Origin of the sequence: Alistipes intestinihominis (genome assembly GCF_040095975.1) — a bacterium.
GTDB classification, from domain to species: domain Bacteria; phylum Bacteroidota; class Bacteroidia; order Bacteroidales; family Rikenellaceae; genus Alistipes; species Alistipes senegalensis.
Genome location: NZ_JBBMFL010000041.1, coordinates 1 through 1,648, shown reverse-complemented (window position 1 = coordinate 1,648; position 1,648 = coordinate 1). Strand labels below are relative to the sequence as shown.

Here is a 1,648-nt window from a genome sequence, read left to right as displayed (position 1 = left end):
CGATGGATGTTTTCAAGATTTCAAAGAACGAGGGATCATCCCCTTACACGTAGCCTTCAGAGCCTTTCTGATACTGGTTCCGATCGCTGCGATTTTGTAATAAACACGATCTGCCGCCTGTTCCTTTGGAATGGGCGGCAGATCAATTCCTATAAACCGGCACAACAAGGGTTCTGACAATTATTTTTGAAAAAATTACTTTAGCACGCCCCGGCAACGCCGGGGTTAATTTTTTCACCCGAAGGGCCGCAGGAAAATAATTGACAGGTTCATTGGCCGGCAAAATCCAGTAATCGACCTTTGTATCAGATATGGCCTGAAGGCAACGTGTAAGGGGATGAGACCGCGGGCGGCGGAATCCTAAAAACAACAGGAGTCCAAAACCCGCAGCCTGGTCGGGCCCAGAGAGAAAATACCGCTCTCCCGAGCGGAGCGAGGGGTACTCTACCGCGACGTGGAGAAACGTGCAACTTGCAACGACCTGCAAGTCGCACGTTTTAGGAGCGACAAAGGCCCCTCGATGTATCGAGGGGCCGGGGAAAAGTCCTGAAAAAAGGGGCCGAAGCCCCTACCCTGCAATGTCATCAGGTTGGGTGTCGCCGAATAGCTGCGCATCGAGACGTTCGCCGATGAACCGCACGACCTGACGCACATCGCTCAGAACCGAGAAGATGAATGCAGGTTCCGCGCGGATCTTCTCCAGCCAGCCTTTCAAGTAGGCGACGTTCTCTGAACGGATGCCGCTCGAAATCCCGAGGCCGCAACCGGCCAGAGCTGCCGAAAATTCAGCGACCAGCTCCTCGCGGCCGTAAGCCTGACGCGACCGATCCTCGAAGTGCCGGTCCAGACGGTCGGCAGTACCCGTCGAATGGCTCATCTCGTGAAGAAGCGTGGAATAAAATGCCTCCAGATCGGAGAACTGCTCTTTGAGAGGCACGACGATAATATCGTCCGCCGGAGAGTAGGACGCCCGGTCGCCGACCTTCAGGCGGATCGGACAGACCCAGGATTGCGCCTCGAGCATACGCTCGAGAGTCGGATGCGCCGTGCCTGCGGGACGCCGGGGATGAGCCTGCCGGTCGAAGATCTGCTGCCAACGCTGCGGATACCGTTCGGCAAAGTCCGTTTGGTCGAGATTCAGTACCGGGTAAAAACGCAAGCTGAACCGCAGCACATACTCCTTGCGCTCGGATTCGGAAAGATTTTTGAAATCCTCTACCGAAAGATAGCGGGGTTTGCCTTCAACCGGAGTGGCGGCCAGGTAAAAGGGCTTCCAGAAAATCACCGGAAATTGTTTCGAGCCCTTGCGGACCTGCAAACCGAGTTCTTTGGCCTGCTTAAAGGTGACGAATACCGGGCTCTGGTAGCCCTTAACCTCCGTAAGCATAAGCAACGTCAGAATGTTCGCGCCGGTATAATTCCTCCCGGAGACAATGTTGTAGGGAAGAACGCCCTGTCCGAAGATCCACGGCTTCTGCCAGGATTCGGTCATGGACTCGATCTTGGCGATCATCAATTCTGCGAAATGCGAAGAGACTTTCTCGAGAACATCAGAATGTGACATAACGTAAATGCAGACTTTATCCTCCTGCGCCGGAGTTCTAAACTGCCTGAAACGCTCAGAACAGCGATGCAGACTCAGCCGATC

General features: G+C 54.5%; 1 protein-coding gene. It reads right to left on the bottom strand.

The window, feature by feature from the left end:
- Positions 1–568: 568 nt before the first annotated feature.
- A partial coding sequence (locus WMO46_RS15525) for an ArdC family protein (protein ID WP_349094656.1) occupies positions 569–1,648 on the bottom strand: 1,080 nt, incomplete at its 5' end.